This is a genomic window from Streptomyces sp. NPDC001492 (assembly GCF_053597275.1).
In genome coordinates this window covers 51,061-71,651 of the sequence record NZ_JBSFHW010000002.1, presented here as the reverse complement: position 1 = coordinate 71,651, position 20,591 = coordinate 51,061, and the positions used below count along the sequence as shown (strand labels likewise).

The 20,591-nt window shown below is 70.7% G+C and carries 15 protein-coding genes; 9 read left to right on the top strand and 6 right to left on the bottom strand.

All coding sequences use genetic code 11. The features are described from left to right. Positions 1–41: 41 nt before the first annotated feature. From htpG to rph, 4 genes are all read left to right on the top strand, one after another. Entirely contained in the window at positions 42–1,946 is a 1,905-nt protein-coding gene (gene htpG, locus ACWC1K_RS02645) for a molecular chaperone HtpG (RefSeq protein WP_450828230.1), read from the top strand. A 285-nt stretch (positions 1,947–2,231) separates the two neighbouring features. Then, positions 2,232–3,278 carry a LacI family DNA-binding transcriptional regulator gene (locus ACWC1K_RS02640; protein ID WP_450828228.1) on the top strand — a complete coding sequence of 349 codons (1,047 nt, stop codon included), beginning with the start codon at positions 2,232–2,234 and terminating at the stop codon, positions 3,276–3,278. 1,583 nt (positions 3,279–4,861) lie between these two features. After that, entirely contained in the window at positions 4,862–6,376 is a 1,515-nt protein-coding gene (locus ACWC1K_RS02635) for a glycoside hydrolase family 43 protein (protein WP_450828226.1), read from the top strand. A 342-nt stretch (positions 6,377–6,718) separates the two neighbouring features. Then, positions 6,719–9,316 (top strand): rifamycin-inactivating phosphotransferase, encoded by a 2,598-nt coding sequence (gene rph / locus ACWC1K_RS02630; RefSeq protein WP_450828224.1) that lies wholly within the window; start codon positions 6,719–6,721, stop codon positions 9,314–9,316. A gap of 7 nt (positions 9,317–9,323) precedes the next feature. Here rph and ACWC1K_RS02625 read toward each other — a convergent pair whose 3' ends face one another. Together ACWC1K_RS02625 and ACWC1K_RS02620 are read right to left on the bottom strand one after the other, a co-directional pair. Beyond that, the gene (locus ACWC1K_RS02625) at positions 9,324–10,427 is read right to left on the bottom strand and encodes an ABC transporter substrate-binding protein (protein ID WP_450828222.1); all 1,104 of its coding nucleotides are present in this window, start codon (positions 10,425–10,427) and stop codon (positions 9,324–9,326) included. A gap of 276 nt (positions 10,428–10,703) precedes the next feature. Next, positions 10,704–11,159 carry a nuclear transport factor 2 family protein gene (locus ACWC1K_RS02620; protein ID WP_450828220.1) on the bottom strand — a complete coding sequence of 152 codons (456 nt, stop codon included), beginning with the start codon at positions 11,157–11,159 and terminating at the stop codon, positions 10,704–10,706. A gap of 99 nt (positions 11,160–11,258) precedes the next feature. On the opposite strand from ACWC1K_RS02620, the gene ACWC1K_RS02615 reads away from it, so the two are divergent. Further along, entirely contained in the window at positions 11,259–11,888 is a 630-nt protein-coding gene (locus tag ACWC1K_RS02615; RefSeq protein ID WP_450828218.1) for a TetR/AcrR family transcriptional regulator, read from the top strand. 86 nt (positions 11,889–11,974) lie between these two features. On the opposite strand, the gene rox is transcribed toward ACWC1K_RS02615, so the two are convergent. Continuing rightward, positions 11,975–13,405, bottom strand: a complete 1,431-nt coding sequence (gene rox / locus ACWC1K_RS02610; RefSeq protein WP_450828216.1) for a rifampin monooxygenase — start codon at positions 13,403–13,405, stop codon at positions 11,975–11,977. Between the two features lie 203 nt (positions 13,406–13,608). On the opposite strand from rox, the gene ACWC1K_RS02605 reads away from it, so the two are divergent. Next, positions 13,609–14,604: a Gfo/Idh/MocA family protein gene (locus tag ACWC1K_RS02605; protein WP_450828214.1), complete on the top strand. Its 996-nt coding sequence runs from the start codon at positions 13,609–13,611 to the stop codon at positions 14,602–14,604. Here the strand turns inward: ACWC1K_RS02605 and ACWC1K_RS02600 are convergent, their stop codons facing one another. Further along, positions 14,605–14,865, bottom strand: a complete 261-nt coding sequence (locus tag ACWC1K_RS02600) for a hypothetical protein (RefSeq protein WP_450828212.1) — start codon at positions 14,863–14,865, stop codon at positions 14,605–14,607. Positions 14,866–15,081: 216 nt separating this feature from the next. Between ACWC1K_RS02600 and ACWC1K_RS02595 the strand changes: the two genes are divergently transcribed. The 3 genes from ACWC1K_RS02595 (at position 15,082) to ACWC1K_RS02585 (ending at position 18,271) form a co-directional block, all read left to right on the top strand. Then, the gene (locus ACWC1K_RS02595) at positions 15,082–16,038 is read left to right on the top strand and encodes a GlxA family transcriptional regulator (protein WP_450828210.1); all 957 of its coding nucleotides are present in this window, start codon (positions 15,082–15,084) and stop codon (positions 16,036–16,038) included. Positions 16,039–16,162: 124 nt separating this feature from the next. Next, positions 16,163–17,161 (top strand): type I glyceraldehyde-3-phosphate dehydrogenase, encoded by a 999-nt coding sequence (gene gap, locus ACWC1K_RS02590; protein ID WP_450828208.1) that lies wholly within the window; start codon positions 16,163–16,165, stop codon positions 17,159–17,161. Positions 17,162–17,311: 150 nt separating this feature from the next. Then, complete coding sequence (locus ACWC1K_RS02585) at positions 17,312–18,271, top strand: hypothetical protein (RefSeq protein ID WP_450828206.1); 960 nt, start codon at positions 17,312–17,314, stop codon at positions 18,269–18,271. Positions 18,272–18,293: 22 nt separating this feature from the next. Here ACWC1K_RS02585 and ACWC1K_RS02580 read toward each other — a convergent pair whose 3' ends face one another. Next, complete coding sequence (locus ACWC1K_RS02580) at positions 18,294–19,115, bottom strand: SAM-dependent methyltransferase (protein ID WP_450828204.1); 822 nt, start codon at positions 19,113–19,115, stop codon at positions 18,294–18,296. 132 nt (positions 19,116–19,247) lie between these two features. After that, positions 19,248–20,489: an alpha/beta hydrolase family protein gene (locus ACWC1K_RS02575; RefSeq protein ID WP_450828202.1), complete on the bottom strand. Its 1,242-nt coding sequence runs from the start codon at positions 20,487–20,489 to the stop codon at positions 19,248–19,250. Between the last annotated feature and the right edge of the window lie 102 nt (positions 20,490–20,591).

The window sequence follows — 20,591 nt, the reverse complement described above, 5'->3', positions numbered from 1 at the left end:
TCTGACCTGGCACTTTAGGGACCTGCGAGGACACACGAACCATGCCGACCGAAACGTTTGAGTTCCAAGTAGAGGCCCGTCAGCTGCTCCAGCTGATGATCCACTCGGTCTACTCGAACAAGGATGTCTTCCTACGGGAACTCGTCTCCAACGCCTCCGACGCGCTCGACAAGCTGCGTCTGGAGGCGCTGCGGGACGACAGCCTCGACGTCGACACCTCCGACCTGCACATCGAGATCGAAGTCGATCCGGACGCCCGTACGCTCACCGTGCGGGACAACGGCATCGGGATGTCGTACGACGAGGTCGGCAACCTCATCGGCACCATCGCCAACTCCGGGACGGCCGCCTTCCTCAAGGAGCTGAAGGAGGCCCAGGACGCCGCCGGGGCCGAGGGGCTCATCGGACAGTTCGGCGTCGGCTTCTACTCCGGTTTCATGGTGGCCGACGAGATGACCCTGGTGACCCGGCGCGCCGGGGAGGCCGGCGGCACCCGCTGGTCCTCACGCGGCGAGGGCACCTACACCCTGGAGAACGTCGACGACGCACCGCAGGGAACCGCCGTCACGCTCCACCTCAAGCCGGCCGACTCCGAGAACCAGCTGCACGACTACACCTCCACCTGGAAGATCAAGGAGATCGTCAAGCGGTACTCCGACTTCATCACCTGGCCGATCCGGCTGGTCCCGCAGCCCGGCGGTGAGGGCGAGGACACGCCCGAGCCCGAGACGCTGAACTCGATGAAGGCCCTGTGGGCCCGCTCGCGCGACGAGGTCTCCGACGACGAGTACCACGAGCTGTACAAGCACGTCAGCCACGACTGGCGCGACCCCCTGGAGACCATCCGTCTGCAGGCCGAGGGCACCTTCGAGTACCAGGCCCTGCTCTTCCTGCCCGCCCACGCCCCGCACGACCTGTTCACCCGGGACTTCCGGCGCGGGCTCCAGCTCTACGTCAAGCGTGTGCTGATCATGGACGACTGCGAGGCGCTGCTGCCGCCGTACCTCCGCTTCGTCAAGGGTGTCGTCGACGCGCAGGACCTCTCGCTCAACGTCTCCCGCGAGATCCTCCAGCAGGACCGGCACATCCGGATGATCCAGCGCCGACTGACCAAGAAGGTGCTGTCGTCGGTCAAGGAGATGAAGGCCAAGGACCCCGACAAGTACACGGCGTTCTGGCGGGAGTTCGGCGCCGTACTGAAGGAGGGGCTGTTCGGCGACCCCGACAACCGTGACGCCCTGCTCGCCGTCGCGTCCTTCGCCAGCACGCACTCCGAGGACGAGGCGACCACCCTCCAGCAGTACGTGGAGCGGATGAAGGACGGCCAAAGCGACATCTACTACATGACCGGCGAGTCCCGGCAGAGCCTGGAGAACTCCCCGCACATGGAGGCGTTCCGGGCGCGAGGCGTCGAGGTCCTGCTGCTCACCGACCCGGTCGACGAGGTGTGGGTCGATGCGGTGGGCGAGTTCGAGGGCAAGGCGCTGCGGTCCGTCGCCAAGGGCGAGATCGACCTCGACGTCCAGGGCGACGAACAGGCCGAGGCCGAGCGGGAGAAGCAGACGGAGGCCTACGCCGGTCTGCTGGGCTGGCTGAAGGAGCAGCTGGCCGAGGAGGTGAAGGACGTCCGCCTGTCGACGCGTCTGACCGTCTCCCCGGCCTGTGTCGTCTCCGATGCGCACGACCTGACCCCGGCGCTGGAGAACATGTACCGGGCCATGGGCCAGGAGGTCCCACCCACCAAGCGCATCCTCGAACTCAATGCCGCGCATCCGCTCGTGCAGGGCCTGAACCAGGCGTACCAGGAGCGCGAGGACCGCACCGAACTCGTGGAGACGGCCGAGCTGTTGCACGGTCTCGCCGTGCTCGCGGAGGGCGGCCAGCCCAAGGAGCCCGCGCGTTTCGTGAAGCTGGTGGCGGAGCGGCTGGAGCGCGGTCTGCACTGACGCAGAGCCTCTCGCGGAGGCACTCGGCACGGCCGGTCCGTGCCGAGTGCCTCCGCGCCCCCCGACCTGTGTGGCATCAGCAGACCACATAGGAAAACGTGACCGGGTTCGATGGAAACTTTCGCTGTGAGCGGCGGAGAAGTTAACGCGAGGGTGTGGTCGGGGTCACAGGTCCGTCGGTGAGAAATGCGAGAATGACGGGGCGACACCTGTACGACGCCGCGCAACCGGGTTTCGCGCCAGGCCGCGTCGGGTGCGAACGGTTCGACGATCGGGAAGGCCATCTTGGCGGACAACGCAGCAGACGGACCGGCGGATCGGCAGCACGAGGAGCGTGCCGCACCCAAGTCGGTCACGATCGCGTACATCGCCGAGTCGGCGGGGGTGTCGGTGCCGACCGTCTCCAAGGTGCTCAACGGAAAGTCGGGCGTGTCCGCCGGCACCCGTGCCCGCGTCGAGGAGCTGATCAACCGGTACGGCTACCGCAAGCCCGCAGGAGCCGGCCGGAGCAATGTCGTCGAGTTGGTGTTCCGCGAACTCAAGGACATGTGGGCGGTCGAGATCATCCGGGGCGTGGAGCGGGTGGCGCGCCGCCATCGCGTCGGCGTCATGGTCTCCGAGTTCGGCCTGCACGACAGTGCGGCGCCCGCCTGGGACGACACGGTCGCCCGGCGCCCGAACTGCGTGCTGTCGGTGGCGCAGCTCTCCGAGGCCGAACGTGAGCAACTGACCGCGAAGGGCATCCCGTTCGTCGTCTTCGACCCGATCATGGAGCTGCCGGACGACGTCCCCTACGTGGGTGCCACGAACTGGTCCGGCGGCCGCGCCGCGACCCGCCACCTCACCGAACTCGGCCACCGCCGCATCGCGATGATCAGCGGCCCGGAGGGTCAGCTGTGCTGCTCCGCCCGGCTGGACGGATACCGCTCGGCGATGCGGGCCGCGGGTCTGCCGGTCGATCCGGAGATCGTCGTGCATGCCGGCCTCACCCGCGACGAAGGCTACGAGGCGGCCCGCACTCTCCTGGCCCTGCCCGAACGCCCGACGGCGATCTTCGCCGCCAACGACCTCCAGGCGCTCGGTGTCTACCAGGCGGCCCGCGAGGCCGGTCTGCGCATCCCGGACGACCTGAGCGTGGTCGGCTTCGACGATCTGCCGGTCGTGGCCTGGGTGGATCCGCCGCTGACCACCGTCCACCAGCCCCTGACCGAGATGGCGGTGGCGGCGACCGAGCTGGCGCTCACGCTCGGCCGCGGCGAGCAGGCGCCCCAGGCAGGACTGGAGATCGCGACGACCCTGACGGTCCGGGGGAGTACCGCTCCGTTGAAGTAGGACCCCCGAAGGATCCGAAACTTTCGTATCTCTCCCACGACACTTGCCAAGCGCCGTCAGCCTCGGAGACCGTGGTGCGCGTCTCCCGCCCGCACGTCATCCCGCCGGAGGGCACATGCGCAGGCTGGTCCAAAGGCACCGCACCCGGCTGACAGGGCTTCTTGCAGCCGTCTCGCTGGCCGCGGCGGGCTCCGTCACCGCCGCCACCCCGCCGGCGCGGGCCGCTTCCGCCGCGGTCACCGCCTCCGTGTCGGTGGACGCCGGCCGGATCCTGGCGAGTATCCCCGCCACCGGTGTGGGCATGAACGTCGCGGTCTACGACGGCGACATGAACCACCCGTCCGTTCCCGGCCTGCTCAAGGACGCCGGCGTCGGCATGGTCCGCTACCCGGGCGGGAGTTACGCCGACGGGTACCACTGGCAGACGCACACCGTCGAGGGCGGATACGTCGCGCCGAACACCGACTTCGACACCTTCATGGGTACGGTGCGCGCCACCGGAGCACAGCCGATCATCACCGCCGACTATGGCTCGGGCACCCCCGAGGAGGCGGCCGGCTGGGTCCGGTACGCGAACGTGACCAAGGGCTACGGGGTGAAGTACTGGGAGATCGGCAACGAGGTCTACGGCAACGGCCTCTACGGCGCCACCTGGGAGACCGACCACCACGCCGGCAAGACCGCCACGACGTACGCGACCAACCTCGTCCGGTACGCCACCGCGATGAAGGCCGTGGACCCCACCATCAAGATCGGGGCCGTGCTGACCACGCCGGGATCCTGGCCCGACGGCATCACCGGGCCCGGCGACACGATGGACTGGAACCACACGGTCCTCTCGATCGCCGGCCCGAGGATCGACTTCGTGATCGTGCACCACTACCCGACCGGCAACAGCCAGGCCGACCTGCTGGGCAAACCCCAGGCGGAGATCCCCGGCATGGCGGCGGCCCTCCGGTCACTGATCAAGCAGTACGCCGGGAGCAACGCGCCCCACGTGGGCATCGCGGTGACCGAGGCCAACGCCAACGCCTACAAGGACACCTCCCCGAACGGGCTGTTCGCGCCGGACGAGTACCTGACGTGGCTGGAGAACGGCGCCTTCACCCTCGACTGGTGGGACCTGCACAACGGCACCGACTGCAGTCACGTGACCACCGTGGAAGGCGCCACCGACTACGACGACGGAGGAATCCTCTCCAGCGGCGCCTCCTGCGAGCCGCCGCTGAACACGCCCTTCCCGCCCTACTACGGCGCCCGGATGATCACCAAGCTGGGCGCTCCCGGCGACCGTCTGGTCCGCGCCGCCGGCTCGACGGCGCTGGTGTCCGCGCACGCCGTGCGGCGCGCGAACGGCGACGTGAGCGTCCTGCTCATCAACAAGGACCCCGCCAACGCCGCCACGGTCACCCTCTCCTACAGCGGGTTCACCCCGTCCTCGGCCCCCCCCGACCGTGTACGCGTACCTGAAGAACGCCACCTCGATCGGCTCCGCCACCACCGGCAGCGCCACCCGTCAGACCGTGCCGCCCTACTCGATCGCGGTCCTACGACTGCACCACAACTGAAAGGGTTCGATCAGGGTGTCCAGCAGGCCCGAAACACGCACCACCACCGTCAACAACCCCGTCATCCCCGGCTTTCACCCCGATCCGAGCATCTGCCGGGTGGGCGCGGACTACTACCTCGCCTGCTCCAGCTTCGAGTACTTCCCCGGCGTGCCCCTCTTCCACAGCCGGGACCTGGTGCACTGGACCCAGATCGGCAACGCGCTGGACCGGCCCGGCCAACTGCGCCTGCCGCCGGACTCGCGCTCCTCGGGCGGGATCTACGCGCCCACCCTGCGCCACCACGACGGCCGCTTCTGGCTGATCGTCACCAACGTCAGCGGCGACGGCAATCTGCTGGTCACGGCGACCGACCCGGCGGGCCCCTGGTCCGATCCGGTCCTGCTGCCCCAAGTCCCCGGCATCGACCCGGACCTCGCCTGGGACGAGGACGGCACCTGCTGGTGCACGGTGGCCGGGGTGTCGCAGGTCCGCCTCGACCCGTACACCGGGGAGACCTTCGGGCCCGCACGCGAACTCTGGTCCGGGATGCCCGGCGCCAAGGCCCCCGAGGCACCGCACCTGTACCGGATCGGCGACCACTGGTACCTGCTCATCGCCGAAGGCGGCACCGAGCGCTGCCACGGCGTCTCCATCGCCCGTGCCCGCACGCCCGACGGCCCCTTCGAGCCGTGCCCGGCCAACCCGATCCTCACCCACCGCGGCACCGACCACCCCATCCAGAACACCGGCCACGCCGACCTCGTCCAGGCACCCGACGGCTCCTGGTGGATGGTGCTCCTCGGAGTACGGCCGGGTGGCGGAACCCCGGGCTGGCACGTGCTGGGCCGCGAGACGTTCCTGGCACCCGTGACCTGGGTGGACGACTGGCCGGTCGTGGGTGAACTGTCCCTCGACGCGCCCGCGCCCCCGTGGCCGCTTCAGCCCGGCCCCGTCACGCCGGTCCGCGACGACTTCGACCTGACCGAACTGGCCCCGCACTGGGTCTCCCTGCGCCGTCGCCCCGCGGAGGACTGCACCACCAAGGACCGGCCCGGCTGGCTGACCCTGCGCGCCCGCGGAGCCTCGCTCGACGACACCGACGTGACCTTCGTCGGCCGACGGCAGCAGCATCTGTCCTGCCGGGCGCGGACCCTGATCGACCTGGGGGAGGGGAGCGGCGGTCTGGCCGTACGCCTCGACGAGCAGCACCACTACGACATCGAGGCGGCCTCCGGCGAGGTCCAAGTACGCGCACGCATCGGCCCGTTGAGCACGGTCGTGGCCTCCCGACCCGTACCGCCCGGACCTGTGGTCCTCCGTGTCGAGGTGGCCGCCGTCGAGACGTTGAGCGACGCACGCACCGGCCCCGACATCGTCTCGCTGGGGATCGAGGAACCGGACGGCTCCTTCGCCGAACTCGCCTCACTCGACGGCAAATACCTGTCCACCGAGGTCGCCGGCGGCTTCACCGGCCGCGTCCTCGGAATGTTCGCCGCAACCGGCGCCGTCCACTTCGACTGGTTCGACTACGAGCCGCTCGCCCGCTGAAGGCGGGCTCCACCGTCCGCTGAGTTGGTTCGGTTACCGCAGTGCACCGGGCCCGCCGACCTGGAGGGTCGGCGGGCCCGGCTGTCAGGTGTGAAGTGCCCTGCATGGGCGACGCCGGCGACGAGGTGTTCGGCGTAGGCGCCGTGCGTCCCGGAGGCGACCGCGACGGCCCCGAGCAGTGGCGAAGAGCCCCTGGGAGGCGGCGGGCCAAAAACAAAGGCAAGGAGAGATCTCTCCTTGCCACTCTCAACGTATAGCGCACCGGGGGGCTTGCCGCAAGGCCCCGGTCGCCGTGCAGAATCGTCGGCCGGTGCCACAACCTGCGGAAACGGGGAGCAATCAGTGACCGAGCAGTACGTGCTGGACCTGCAGGACGTCGACGAGACGGGGGTCGCGGTCGTCGGCGGCAAGGGCGCGCACCTGGGCGGGCTGGCGCGGATCGAAGGCATCCACGTACCGGGTGGGTTCTGTGTGACGACCCACGCCTTCCGCCGGATCCTGGCTCACGCGCCGTCGGTCGACGAGCGGCTCGAGGAGCTCTCGCGCACCAACCCGGACGACCGGGAGGCGATCCGCACGCTCAGCGCGCGGATCCGCCGGACCATCGAGGAGACCGCCGTCCCGGCCGATCTCGTGGCGGCGATCACCGGCGCGCTCGGCCGCTTCGGCGAGCAGGCCGCCTACGCCGTCCGGTCCAGTGCGACGGCGGAGGATCTGCCGACGGCCTCGTTCGCCGGCCAGCAGGACACCTACCTCAACGTCGTGGGACCCCCGGCGATCCTGCAGCACATCAGCCGGTGCTGGGCCTCGCTGTTCACCGAGCGGGCCGTGACCTACCGTCAGCACAACGGCATCGACCACCGCACGGTCCACATGGCCGTGGTCGTGCAGCGGATGGCCTTCCCGCATGCGGCCGGCATCCTGTTCACGGCGGACCCGGTCACGGGCGACCGGAAGGTCGCCACCGTGGACGCCGGCTTCGGCCTCGGGGAGGCGCTGGTCTCCGGCCTGGTGAACCCGGACGTCTTCAAGGTGCGAGACGGCGAAGTCGTCGCCAGGACGATCGCCGCGAAACAGCGCGCCGTTCAGGCCCTGCCGGCCGGCGGCACACAGGAAGTGGCGATCGACTCGCAGCGCCAGGAGCAGCCGGCGCTGACGGATGCGCAGGCCGTACAACTCGTGCGGCTCGGGCGGCGGATCGAGGCGCACTTCGGCCGCCCGCAGGACATCGAATGGTGCCTGGTCGACGACGGCTTCCAGATCGTTCAGAGCCGGCCGATCACCACGCTGTTCCCCGTCCCCGAGCGCGGCGACGAGGAGAATCACGTCTATCTCTCGGTCGGACATCAGCAGATGATGACCGACCCCATGAAGCCCCTGGGCATCTCCGTGTGGCAGCTGACAGCCATGGCACCGATGCACGAGGCCGGCGGGAGGCTGTTCGTCGACGCCACCCGTCGCCTGGCCTCGCCCGCGAGCCGCACGGCTCTCCTGGACCTTGTCGGCAGAGGTGACCCGCTGATCAGGGACGCTCTCGAAACCGTCCTGGAGCGGGGCGATTTCATCCCGTCGCTCCCGGATGCGGGTCCCGTCGGGCCACCGGCCGGCGGCCCGTCCGCCCCGACCGAGGCCGATCCGGCGATCGTCGGCGAGCTGATCGAGCGCAGCCGGGCGTCCATCGCCGCCCTGGAGCGCGACATCCGTACCAGGTCCGGAGCGGCGCTGTTCGACTTCCTGCTGGAGGCCTTCGAGGAGCACAAGCGGGTCCTCAGCGATCCGCTGAACATGCAGGCGATCATGGCGGGCATGGAGGCCACGTGGTGGCTCAACGACAAGCTGGAGGAATGGCTGGGCGAGAAGAACGCGGCCGACACCCTCACGCTGTCCGCGCCCGACAACGTCACCTCGGAGATGGGACTGGCGCTGCTGGACGTCGCGGACGTGATCCGCCCGTATCCGGAGGTGGTGGCGTTCCTGCAGGGCGTCGAGGACGAGGGGTTCCTGGACGGACTGGGGAAGCTCACGGGCGGAGCCGAAGCCCGCGATGCCATCGAGGCCTACCTCGACCGGTACGGCATGCGCTGCGTCGGCGAGATCGACATCACGAGGCCTCGTTGGCGCGAGCGCCCCAGCACTCTGGTGTCCGTGATCCTCGACAACGTCAGGAACTTCGAACCGGGCGCCGCCGCGCGGCGCTTCGAGCAGGGGCGGCAGAAGGCACAGCAGAAGGAACAGGACGTGCTGGCACGCTTGCGGGACCTGCCGGACGGGGACCGGAAGGCCGACGCGACCAAGCGGATGATCGACCAGGTCAGAGCCTTCATCGGATACCGGGAGTACCCGAAGTACGGCATCATCAGCCGCTACTTCGTCTACAAGAAGGCCCTGCTGGCGGAGGCCGAGCGGCTCGTGCAGGCAGGCGTGCTCCCCGAGCAGGAGGACATCTTCTACCTCACGTTCCAGGAACTCCACGACGTCGTCCGCTCGCACCAGGTGGATCACCGGCTCATCCAGCAGCGCAAGGAGGCGTTCCGGTCCTACCAGGCGCTCACACCGCCGCGGGTGCTGACTTCGGACGGCGAGGCCGTCACCGGGGCGTACCGGCGCGACGACGTACCGGCCGGCGCCCTGATCTGCCTGCCGGTGTCCGCCGGGACCGTCGAGGGAAGGGCGCGCGTCATCCTGGACATGGCGCAGGCCGAACTCGAAGCGGGCGACATCCTGGTCACGCCCTTCACGGACCCCAGCTGGTCACCGCTGTTCGTGGGCATCGCGGGCCTGGTGACGGAGGTGGGCGGCCTGATGACCCATGGCGCGGTGATCGCCAGAGAGTACGGCCTGCCGGCCGTCGTCGGTGTGGAGCAGGCCACCCGGCTGATCCGGGACGGGCAGCGGATCCGCGTGCACGGAACCGACGGGTACATCGAGATCCTGTCCTGATGTCCCCTCAGCCGGTGTGCAGGACCCGAAAGCGGTCGGGCTGCCCGGGATCCCGGTCGACGACCTGGATCGGCGGCTCGGCCCACTGCCACACGCCGATGCCCGGTACCCGGGAGAACCGGATCAGCCCGCGGGTTCCTTCGACCGCGACGCGCGGCCAGGACTCGGCGGCGCGCGTGGGGTCCGTGCCGTGCGAGCGCAGCACATCGGCGAGGACGGCGATCGTGTCGTAGCCCTCGAAGCCGACGAAGGAGGGCGCTACGGCCAGCCGTTCGCGAAGGGCCGTCTCGACCCGGGCGCCGAGGGGGCTCAGGTGCTCGCGCAGGTAGCGCAGGAACGGAATCGCGGCACCGTCGTCGCCCAGCAGCCTCGCCCATCCGGCGAACTCCGGCTGCCCGGCCGGGGCGCCCATCATGATCCCGGCGAGGCGCTGGTCGCGGCGGACGGACCGGACGATCGGCACGGCGGGCTCCGGGTGGCCGACCAGAAGCAGGAGGGCCGTCGCGTGATTCCCGGCGAGTTCGTCGCACACGGCCGCCGGGGTGAGCGCGCTCATGTCGAGCTCGATGACGGTGCCGCCGCGCGCGGCGAGATGCGCACGCAGAACGCGGGTCCCGGCGGCCCAGTAGACACTTTGCTGGGCCGCTACGGCGATACGACGGTGGCCCGCGGCCAGCAGGAAGTCCGCGTAGGTCCGCCAGCCGCGCGACTGCGGCGGGGAGAGCCGGGCGACCCATCGCGTCGGCTGTTCGGTGAGCGCGTCGAGAACCGCTGACGAGCAGAGGTACGGCAGACCGAGGGCGTCGGCCCCGGCGGCAGCGGCGTGAGCGACGACGCTGTGATACTCACCCGCCAGGGCAGCCACGCCCAGGCCGGCCAGTTCGTCCACGGCCGCCGCGGCCCTGTGCGGATCGGCCGCGGTGTCCCGGACGACCAGCTCAAGTGGTCTTCCGTCGATCCCGCCGGTCTCGTTGACGTCGCGGACGCCCAACTCGAGCCCGGCGAGCAGGTGTTGGCCTGCCTCGACCCAGCCGGGCCGAGTCAGCGGAACGAGAGCGCCGATCAGGACGGACGCTCCGTCCACTCCAGGTGCTGAGGCGTGCGCATTCATGCGGCGGCCTCGCCCGAGCGACGATGCGGCCGCAGTCGTCCGGGGCCGCACGAGTCCATCTCATCCCGCCGCGGCGGGCGCACCTGGGTGATCATGACGGCCATTGCATCCACCACCCTCGCGAAGAGGCAACCGATTATCGCCCCCGGGGTCGTACGCGCCGAGCACGGCCCGGACTCAGCCGGACGCCCTGCGGCGTGCGGAACATCGGCGCCGCCGTCCCACGGCTCGCGGTGGCGGCGGACCTCCCCGGGGCCCACCTCGCGCGGGCCCGCCTCAGGCCGAAGCGGCACCGCCTTTCTGTACGGCCGCGACAAGGGTGTCGAACTGCCCGCGGATTCGGGCGGCGGTGACATGGTCGAAGTAGTCGCGGGAGCTGATGATCTCCCCGTTGCGCACCCGAAGGACGAAGATGCCGGGCAGCGCGAACGCCTCTCCGGTCTCTTCGACCGTTCCCTGGTACTCGAACTCGGCGACGACGACCTCGGGGTCGGTCGTCTCATGGATCGTGATGTTGGCGGCCCTGCGGTGCAGCCGGGGGCCGCCATCGGTCGGCTTGAAGTGTTCGCGCAGTTCCTCGCGGGTGCGGAGCGCGGCGGCGCGGAGCGGGTCGAAGGGGTGCACGACGTGGGTCTGCTCCGCGTACAGGTCGGGCAGGTCCTTCCAGTTGCCCTCCGCGACACCGTTCACGAGCGCGAGGAAAACCTCTCGCGGGCTGAGGACTTGGGGCATGGCACTCTCCTGTCGTCTGTGCCGGCGTGCGGGGGCATCGAAGTACTATCCGAAGTGCGGACTCCGATTGTACGGAGTCGCGACTTCGGAAAGCGGCGGATGAGTGAAAGCACGATGACCACCCCGGACAGCCCGGACAACGGCGCCAGACGGCCGCGACGCGCCGACGCGCGCACCAACCGCGAGCGGATCCTGACCGTCGCCGAAGAGGTCTTCGGCAAGGGCGGCGAGTCCGCGTCCACCGAGGAGGTGGCCCGCCTGGCCAACGTCGGTATCGCCACGGTGTTCCGTCACTTCCCCACCAAAGCGGCGCTCCTGGAAGCCGTACTGGTGCAGCGCTTCGACCGCCTGCGGGCGCAGGCGGAAGCGCTGTTGCACGCCACGGACTCGGGGACGGCGTTCTTCGACTTCTTCCGCCACCTCGTCGCCGACGCGACCGGCAAGATCGCCATCGGCGAGGCCCTCCAGGAAGCCGGCGGGGACGACCGCGGCGACGCCGCCCGGGCATCGGACGGACTGCGTCGCGCCGTCGGTGCGCTGCTTGCGCAGGCCCAGCGCGCCGGCGCCGTCCGGGACGACGCCGAACTGCCCGAGGTGTACGCCTTGCTCGTCGCCACCTCACGAGCCTCGGCACACGCCCGCCTCGACGAAGAGGTACGGGACCGGATGCTGGCCATCGTCTTCGACGGCCTCGCCCCACCCCCACCCCCGGCCGCGCGGCGCAGGTGAACACCGGGGCACGCGCTTGTCCCAGCCGTCCAAGGAGGCCGTACGGAGGCGGTAGGTGCCCGGAGTGTGCAGCTCGGCGCCCGCGCTCACCTCACGGCCGCACCGAACCACGTGGGCAGCCGCCCGAGCAGCTCCCGCTGATCGTCACCGACCCACGCCACATGACCGTCCGGCCGCAGCAGGACCGCGGGCACCTCCAGCTCCTCGCCGACATCGACGACGTGGTCGACCCGGTCCGCCCAGCCCGCCACCGAGAGCCGGCCGGTCCGGTCGAGCAGCAGCCCGCGGCCGCCGTGCATCAGCTCGTAGAGGCGACCCCGCTTCAGCTGTACGTCCCGCATGCGCCGGCCGAGCAGTTCATGGCCCTCACCGAAGTCGTAGCGGATCCCGACCGCGGTGATCTTCTCGATCAGGTACCGGTTCACCTCCTCGAAGTCCATCAACTGCGACAGCAGCCGGCGCACCGCCTGCGGGCCGGGCTCGGTGGACATCAGCTCCATCTGCGCGCGGGTGTTGTCCAGGACGTCGGCGGCCACCGGGTGGCGTTCGGCGTGGTAGCTGTCCAGCAGCCCCTCCGGTGCCCAGCCGTCCACCTCGGCGGCCAGTTTCCAGCCGAGGTTGAACGCGTCCTGGATGCCGAGGTTGAGCCCCTGGCCGCCGGTCGGCGGATGGATGTGCGCCGCGTCGCCCGCCAGCAGCACCCGGCCCACCCGGTAACGCTCGGCCTGCCGGGTGGCGTCGCCGAAGCAGGACAGCCGGCGCGGGGAGTGCACCCCGAAGTCGGTGCCGGCGACCGCCCGCAGCCGTTGCTTGAACTCCTCGAAGGTCGGCGCAACCGCACGGTCCGCGGCCGGCCCTTCGGCGGGCACGACGACACGGAACACTCCCTCCCCGAGGGGCCCGACGCCGAACCGCTTCTGCGTCTTGCGGACTTCGGCCACCACGGCAGCCACCTCCTCCGGCGGCGCGGCTACCCCCATCTCACCCAGCAGTGTCTCGACCCTGCTGGGCTCGCCGGGGAAGCCGACACCGAGCAGCTTGCGCACTGTGCTGCGGCCGCCGTCGCAGCCGACGAGATACCGCGAACGCAGCCGCGCGCCGTCGGCCAGTTCAGCAGTAACCCCGTCCTCGTCCTGGCTCAGCCCGGTGAGTTCGCAGCCGCGCCGGATCTCGGCGCCGAGCTCGATCGCGCGCCCAGCCAGCAGACGATCGGTGGTGGGCTGCGGAATGCCGAGGACATAGGCATGCGCGGAGTCCAGCCCCGCGGGCCAGGGCTTGTCGATGGCGGCGAAGAAGCCGCCGACCTTGTCGTGGCGCCGGCCCCGCGCAAGGAACCGCTCCAGCAGACCGCGCTGGTCCAGCACCTCGATGCTGCGCACATGCAGACCGAGCGCGCGCACAGACGTGGTCGGCGCCGCCTCCCTCTCCAGGACCACCACGTGCACGCCGTGCAGACGCAACTCGGCCGCCAGCATCAACCCGGTCGGTCCACCCCCGGCAATGATCACGTCGATCATGAACCCCCCTCAACAAGGCTGCGTTTGCGCAGGTCCTGGCTTCGGCTGGAGATTCTGCGGTACGACCGGGGCCTTGCCGCAAGGCCCCCTGTGCGCTATAAGTTGAGAGTGGCAAGGAGTGAAATACCTCCTTGCCTTTGTTATTTGTCCCTACGGCTGCCTGACGGGATCGTGGCGACGCACTACGGGAAGGGCACGAGCCCATGACAGGAACACGCCCCGTCCGCTGGGGTGTCCTCGCCACCGGCGGCATCGCCCACGCCTTCGCCGAGGATCTGCGCCTGATACCCGACGATGCCGAACTCGTCGCCGTGGGCTCCCGCACCGCTGAAGCCGCCCACAGATTCGCCGACCGGCACGGCATAGCCCGGGCCCACGGCAGCTGGCAGGCCCTGGCCGAGGATCCCGGGGTGGACGTCGTGTACGTCGCCACCCCGCACTCGGCGCATCGCGCGGCAGCCGCCCTCTGCCTGGAGGCCGGAAAGGCGGTGCTGTGCGAGAAGCCGCTCACCCTCAACCTCGCCCAGGCACAGGACCTGGTGACGATCGCCCGCAAGCGGAACGTCTTCCTGATGGAGGCGATGTGGACGTACGTCAACCCCGCCGTGCTGCGGATGCGGGAGCTGATCGCCGACGGTGCGATCGGTGAAGTCCACTCCGTCCACGCGGACTTCAGCATCACCGTGCCCTACGACGCCGCACACCGTCTGCACGACCCGGCCCAGGGCGGCGGCGCCGTGCTCGACCTCGGCGTCTACCCCGTCTCCTTCGCCCACCTGCTGCTGGGCGCCCCCGACGCCGTCTCGGCATGGGCGCACCTGAACCCGCAAGGAGTCGACGACAACACCGGCATCCTGCTCGGCTACGACAGCGGAGCCGTCGCGGTGCTCTCCTGCTCTCTCGGCACCCAGACGGCACAGCACGCCTCGGTCAACGGCACCCTCGGCCGCATCGAGTTCGCCCGCGACTTCTTCCACGCAGGCGGCTTCGCCCTGCACCGCCAGGGCCACGAGCCCGAGGAGATCCGCCTGCCCGCCTCCCCCGGCAACGGCTACACCCACGAGGCGCTGGAGGTGGCCCGCTGCCTGCGCGCCGGCCTCACCGAGTCGCGGTACGTCCCGCTGGACGGCACTCTCGCGGTCATGGCGACCCTGGACGCCGTACGCGCGAACATCGGAGTCCGCTACCCGGGGGAGTAGTCACCTCCCCAGGCGGTACGTGCGGTGGGTCGCGAGGGGTGTGTCGACCACGCGGACCGGCTCAAGGTGCACGACGGGCAGCTGCAGTTCGTCGATAGGTCCCTCTCCGAGGCACTGCTGCACCGTGCTCGCCCCGCCCGCGATGCCGACGTTCCTGTCGGCGGCGGCCTTCGCCCGGGTGAGCACGAAGGTGCCGACGGCGACATTGGTGCCGGCGACACAGCCGTCGAGAGAGGGGGCCAGGTCTGCGGTCACGGTCATGAGGGGTGCTCCTGAAGCCCGGGGGCGTCTGCCGTCACCCCTCACGTCGATCGGGGAGCGGCGCGTTCGACACTTCCCGCGCCACGGTCCGCCGGGCCTGCGCGGAGCCGGCAACCGTGCCCCGACGGGTGGTGCCCCAGTGGGCCGCTCGCCCCGCGCCCGGCACAGCCGGCGCAGATGACCGGGCCCGCCCCGCCCCCCTCGTACCCTGGTCCCGTGCCCACCCCCCGCCTCCATCGCGTCGCCGTCCTGGTCCTCGAAGGCGCGAAGCCGCTCGATGTCGGCATTCCCGCGCAGGTGTTCACGACCCGCGCGAGCATGCCCTACGAGGTGCGGGTGTGCGGGGCGGCGCCCGGGCTGGTGACCGGTGGCGACGGGCTGGCGTACCACGTCGCGGACGGACTCGACGCGCTCGCCTGGGCCGACATCGTGTTCGTGCCGGGCTACCGGTTCCCGGACCGCGAGGACCCGCCGCGGGCCGTCGTCGACGCTCTGGTCGCCGCCCACGAGCGGGGCGCGCGCCTCGCCGCCATCTCCACCGGCGCCTTCGCGCTCGCCGCCACCGGCCTGCTCGACGGCAAACGCGCCACGACGCACTGGCACTACACACGGGCCCTCGCCGAGAAGCATCCGCTGATCCAGGTCGACGAGAACGTCCTGTTCGTCGACGAGGGCAGTGTGCTCACCTCGGCCGGCGCCGCCTCCGGCATCGACCTGTGCCTGCACATCCTGCGCGGTGACCTCGGCGTGGCCGCCTCCAACCACGCGGCCCGGCGCCTGGTCGCGGCCCCCTACCGCAGCGGCGGCCAGGCGCAGTACGTGCCGCGCAGCGTGCCCGAACCGCTCGGCGAGCGCTTCGCCGCCACCCGCGAGTGGGCCCTGCACCGGCTCGACGAACCCCTCAGTCTCGACACCCTCGCCCAGCACGCCGCGGTCTCACCGCGCACCTTCTCGCGGCGCTTCGCCGAGGACACCGGATACACGCCGATGCAGTGGGTCATGCGCGCCCGCATCGACCTGGCCCGTGAGCTGCTCGAACGCTCGGAGCGCAGTGTCGAGCAGATCGCCAATGACGTGGGCCTGGGCACCGGCGCCAACCTGCGCCTGCACTTCCAGCGCATCCTGGGGACCACGCCGAGCGAGTACCGGCGCACCTTCACCCGAGGCGAATGACCAAAGCCAGGCCCCTGGCGCGATCCTTGCGAACCATGGCGCTCACGCCACGGCCACGCACGGACCCCGCACGCCAGGCTGGTGGTGAACCCAGACGAGCCGCAGAGATCACCAAGGGGTAGTCATGACTCGCGTCGCCATCAACGGATTCGGCCGCATCGGACGCAATGTGCTGCGTGCCCTGCTGGAACGCGACAGCAGCATCGAGATCGTCGCCGTGAACGACCTCACCGAGCCCGCCACCCTCGCCCGGCTGCTCGCCTACGACTCCACGGCCGGCCGGCTCGGCCGCCCGGTGACCGTCGAGGGAGACACCCTCGTCGTCGACGGCCGGCGCATCAAGGTCCTCGCCGAACGCGACCCGGCACAGCTGCCCTGGGCGGAACTCGGCGTCGATGTCGCCCTGGAGTCCACCGGCCGCTTCACCTCGGCCAAGGCCGCCCGCGCCCACCTCGACGCGGGCGCGAAGAAGGTCCTGGTCAGCGCGCCGTCGGACGGCGCCGACGTCACCCTCGCCTACGGCGTCAACACCGACGCGTACGACCCCGAGCTGCACACCGTCGTCTCGAACGCCTCCTGCACGACCAACGCGCTCGCCCCGCTCGCCGCCGTCCTCGACGAACTCGCCGGCATCGAGCACGGCTTCATGACCACCGTGCACGCCTACACCCAGGAGCAGAACCTCCAGGACGGCCCGCACCGCGACGCCCGCCGCGCCCGCGCCGCCGGCATCAACATCGTGCCCACCACGACGGGCGCCGCCAAGGCGATCGGCCTCGTACTGCCCGGCCTCGACGGCAAGCTGTCGGGCGACTCGATCCGCGTCCCGGTCCCGGTGGGCTCGATCGTCGAGCTGAACACCACCGTCGCCCGGGACGTCACACGGGACGACGTCCTGGCCGCCTACCGCGCCGCTGCCGAGGGCCCGTTGGCCGGCGTCCTGGAGTACTCCGACGACCCGCTGGTGTCCTCCGACATCACCGGCAACCCGGCCTCCTCCATCTTCGACTCGGCCCTCACCCGCGTCGACGGCCGCCACATCAAGGTGGTCGCCTGGTACGACAACGAGTGGGGCTTCTCCAACCGGGTGATCGACACCCTGGAGCTTCTCGCGGCCCGCTGACCGGCGCCGCGCCGCGCCGCCCTCACCTCGGCCGTGGTGGGGGCGGCCAGCCGCGTCCGAAGCCGTATGCGACACCTGTGATGCGGCTGTGACGCGGAACTGTGGCCTCCACCACGGTCTGCCGCCCTCGGCCCCTGTTGAGCTGGCCCCATGCGCGCAGCCGCCCCCCTCTTACTGCTCCTGGCCTCCACCCTCGCCCTGGCGGGGTGCGAGCAGCCGTCCGACTCGCCGACGCCCGAGGCCGGTCCCACCTCGTCGAGCGACCCGCGGTTCCTGCCGCTGGCGGCGTACGACATGTCCGACGCCGGACACACCGTCGGCACGGCCCGCTGGACGCTCGCCAAGCAGTGCATGGTCCGCCTCGGGTTCGCCGACCTGAAGAACCTCGACATCGACCCCCTGCCCGACTGGCCCCGACGCCCGGCGGGCACCGGCGTGTTCACGGCCGTCGCCTACGCCGACGACGACTTCCGCTACGGCATCCAGGACCCCCGGCAGGCCGCGCGCTACGGCTATCAGGCGGCGCGGATCGAGTACGAGCGCCGCCACCCGCACAGGACATGGGCCCTTTCCCAATACCTCGCGCTCACCGGCGAGTTCTTCGGCGACGACCCGAAGTCCGTGCACGGCCACCGCATCCCGCGCCGCGGCTGTCTCGGCGAGGCGGACCGTGCGATCTACGGAAGCAACCCGCAGGACCGCAGGGATCCGGTCCTGGAACTGGAGTCCAAGAGCCTCCAGCAGGGCATGAAGGACCCCGTCTGGAAGAAGGCGGACAAGGCGTGGTCGGTCTGCATGCGCAAGGCGGGGTACCACTACGCCACCCCCGGGGACGCGCAGACCGGCGAGGACCGCCGGCGCGAGGAACTGGAGGCACGGCTTTCCGCGCGGCCCCAGGACCCCGACGCACCCTCGGCCCTGGAGAAGCAGACGGCGACCGCCGACGCCCGCTGCAAGCAGCAGACCGGCTACGTCCGCGCCGTCCACGCCGTCGACGTACGCATCCAGAACCAGCTCATCGCCGAGAACCGGCCGAAGCTGGAGAAGCAGCGCCGCTGGAACCGCGACGCCGTCCGCAAGGCCCACGACATCCTTGAGGGCCGGTCGTGACGACCGGCCCTCAAGGGCTGCCTCAGGGCTTCCGTGCCACCCCGCAGAACTGCGTCACGTCGACGATCTCGCCGACCTCGGGCTGCTGGGCACGCCAGCGCGAGCACGACACCACGCCCGGCTCCAGCAGTTCCAGACCCTCGAAGAAGCGCAGCAACTGCTCGCGGCTGCGGAGTTTCATCGGCGCCGAGCCCTGCTCGTTCCAGCTGGCCACCGCCGCCGTCATGGCCTCGGTGTGGACCTCGGCCGTGGGATGGGCGAGCGCCAGGTAGCTGCCGGAGGGCAGGGCGGCGACGAGCTGGTCGACGATCTCGTACGCCTGCTCGTCGTCGCCGACGAACTGCATGATGCCCAGCAGCATGAGAGCCACCGGCTGTGTGAAGTCCAGCGTCCGGGCGGCGCCTTCGAGGATCGGTCCGGGTTCGTGGACGTCGCCGTCCAGATAGTCCGTGACGCCCTCGGGGCTGCTGGTGAGCAGGGCCTGGGCGTGCACCAGGACCAGCGGGTCGTTGTCCACGTAGACGATCCGTGCCGCGGGGGCCAGCCGCTGGGCGACCTCGTGTGTGTTGTCCGCGGTGGGCAGGCCGGTGCCCAGGTCGAGGAACTGGCGGATGCCCGCCTCGCCGACCAGATGGCGCACCGCACGGCCAAGGAACGCCCGGTCGGCCCGGGCCGAGTCGACGATCTCCGGGAAGTACTCCAGGACTTGGTCGCCCATGGCACGGTCGGGGGCGTAGTTGTCCTTGCCGCCCAGCCAGTAGTTCCACACCCGTGCCGAATGCGGGGTGGTCAGGTCCAGCCGCGCCAGCACGGCCTCACGGTCGACGGCCGGTTCCTCGGTCATGGCACGCTCCTCGTCCTGGACCGGCGGCCCCCTCGACCACCGCCCCCTTGCGCCTGTGGGCAAGCGACAACGTAGCGGTCGGTATCGGTTCAGGCCACCGATTCCCCGCTCTTGACAGCTGCCGCTCAGCTCTCAGAAGTGCCCCGCTTCCGGAGGGCAGCCGGACGACCCGTCCATCAGGCCGCCGTCGTCACGGCCGCGCAGCCAGCGGTCGAAGAAGGCGGCGACGTAGGCCCGTTGGGCGGTGATCGCGCACCGCGGGGCGATGGTGCCGATGTTCTCGACGACGGTGTTGCGGGGCAGGCCGAGCCGCCCGGCGATCTGCGGGATCATGGCTTCGGCGTCGGTGTACGTGGCGTGTTGTGCGCCCCGCAGGCTCAAGCCCCGGTGCCAGCCGCGACTGTTGCGCCACAGGGCCCGCCAGGACGGCACCGTGCCGAGGTCGTTGCCGTCCTTTCCGATCAGCAGGAAGGGGCGGTCGAGGCCCTCGGCGGCGACGGTGGACAGGTTGCCGGGGGTGCTGTCCTCCTGGACGTACGCGAGTACACCGTCCAGGTTGGCCGCTGCTGCGATGCGCGGGTCGTCGTGCATGGTCTGCAGGGCGGTGAAGCCGCCTGCCGACTGGCCGAACATGCCGATGCGGCCGAAGTCCAGCCTCCCGCACAGGACTTGGGGCAGCGCGCTCGGCAGTGCGTCGAGCAAAAAGCGCGTGTCGGCCACGCGTACGGCCATGGTCTTGCGCAACAGGGCGGTGATGCGCTGCTGGTCCGGGTACGCCTTGGCGAACTCCGCTGGCAGGACGGAGCGTTCGACGCGGCCGCCGGGGAACTCGACGGCGCAGGCGTCATAGGTGTGATCGAGGGTCACCACGGCGTAGCCCCGGGAGGCGAGGTCGTCGCAGAGTGTGGTGCCCAGGGAGCGCGGGTCCCCGGCACCGGGGGAGTAGCAGACGACCGGGAAGGGACCACCGTCCCGGGCGACCGGGGCGCCTTGGTGGGCGTGCGTGCGGGTGGCGGCCCAGTCGACCCGACTGCTCGGCACATCGATGAAACTGTTCAGGGCCGCGAACCCGGCGGCCTCGCCGGGAAGCATCTGGGGTGCGGCCGGACAGCCGCCGGCGGTCCGGGCCGGATAGCGGATGCCGACCATGAGCTCCCGGTACGGCTGCGACGCGACCCAGGGGTCGGCCCGCGAGGCATCGACGAGCCGCAACGAGACCGTCCCCACCGGGTACGGTCCGCTGGGCGCGGGCAGCCTCAGCTGCACCGGCCCGGCCGTGCGCGGCTCGGCGGCCGCGGCCGCGGCCCGTACGGGGACGGCCGACACGGCGAGTGCTGCCATGGCCGACAGCAGGGCGGCGCGACGGGTCTGCATGTCTGAACTCCCTTGTCCGTACGGGTGAAATGACCACGTCCAGACTTGTGGAGCGACCCGGTCGCCGACCATCCGGCAGGCAGGTCGACTCGCATGGGGGTT

What these genes read in the sequence shown, in the direction of transcription:
- ACWC1K_RS02620 (WP_450828220.1), bottom strand. Translation starts at nt 11,159, where the DNA reads ATGCCCCAAGTCCTCAGCCCGCGAGAGGTTTTCCTCGCGCTCGTGAAC.
- rox (WP_450828216.1), bottom strand. Translation starts at nt 13,405, where the DNA reads ATGATCGACGTGATCATTGCCGGGGGTGGACCGACCGGGTTGATGCTG.
- htpG (WP_450828230.1), top strand. Translation starts at nt 42, where the DNA reads ATGCCGACCGAAACGTTTGAGTTCCAAGTAGAGGCCCGTCAGCTGCTC.
- ACWC1K_RS02600 (WP_450828212.1), bottom strand. Translation starts at nt 14,865, where the DNA reads ATGACCGTGACCGCAGACCTGGCCCCCTCTCTCGACGGCTGTGTCGCC.
- ACWC1K_RS02580 (WP_450828204.1), bottom strand. Translation starts at nt 19,115, where the DNA reads ATGACCGAGGAACCGGCCGTCGACCGTGAGGCCGTGCTGGCGCGGCTG.
- gap (WP_450828208.1), top strand. Translation starts at nt 16,163, where the DNA reads ATGACTCGCGTCGCCATCAACGGATTCGGCCGCATCGGACGCAATGTG.
- ACWC1K_RS02575 (WP_450828202.1), bottom strand. Translation starts at nt 20,489, where the DNA reads ATGCAGACCCGTCGCGCCGCCCTGCTGTCGGCCATGGCAGCACTCGCC.
- ACWC1K_RS02605 (WP_450828214.1), top strand. Translation starts at nt 13,609, where the DNA reads ATGACAGGAACACGCCCCGTCCGCTGGGGTGTCCTCGCCACCGGCGGC.
- ACWC1K_RS02585 (WP_450828206.1), top strand. Translation starts at nt 17,312, where the DNA reads ATGCGCGCAGCCGCCCCCCTCTTACTGCTCCTGGCCTCCACCCTCGCC.
- ACWC1K_RS02625 (WP_450828222.1), bottom strand. Translation starts at nt 10,427, where the DNA reads ATGAATGCGCACGCCTCAGCACCTGGAGTGGACGGAGCGTCCGTCCTG.
- ACWC1K_RS02615 (WP_450828218.1), top strand. Translation starts at nt 11,259, where the DNA reads ATGAGTGAAAGCACGATGACCACCCCGGACAGCCCGGACAACGGCGCC.